Genomic DNA, 416 nt, shown 5'->3' with positions numbered 1-416 from the left:
GCCATTCGCCGTGCACGCCACTGCCGCCCTGCAGCGCACGGTTGCCCAGGCCCTGGACGTCATAGCTGGGGGCAAGCAGCACGGTCTGCCGCGCACTGCGCCAGCTGTAACCTGCCTGCACATTGGCATTGAGCTCGTTGTAGGCACGGTGCCCGCGCCATGCCTGACCGAAGGCGAGACCGCGCACGTACAGCCCATGATGCCCGTCGAGGACCCAGCGCCGTTCCAGGCTGGCGTCGTAGTCGAGGCCCCCTGCGCGCTGGGCGTCGGGCAGTTTCCGTTCGATGATGCAGGCGTCGCCTACGCCGAACAGGCAGGTGCGGCTGGCCGAGCTGCGGTTGATGTTGTCACTCCATGCGGGGCCGGCGGACAGCGCGCCTTTCCAGCGCTGGCGCGCCTGCAGGGCACCCAGGTAC

1 protein-coding gene is annotated in these 416 nt (G+C 69.2%); it reads right to left on the bottom strand.

Going from position 1 to position 416, the window contains the following annotated elements; genetic code table 11:
* A partial coding sequence (locus tag HR086_RS47715) for a surface lipoprotein assembly modifier (protein WP_174468994.1) occupies positions 1 to 416 on the bottom strand: 416 nt, incomplete at both ends.

Origin of the sequence: Myxococcus sp. CA039A (assembly GCF_013336645.1) — a bacterium.
Taxonomy (GTDB): domain Bacteria; phylum Myxococcota; class Myxococcia; order Myxococcales; family Myxococcaceae; genus Myxococcus; species Myxococcus llanfairpwllgwyngyllgogerychwyrndrobwllllantysiliogogogochensis.
The sequence above is the reverse complement of the archived record's forward strand: the minus strand, read 5'-3'. Positions and strand labels throughout refer to the sequence as shown.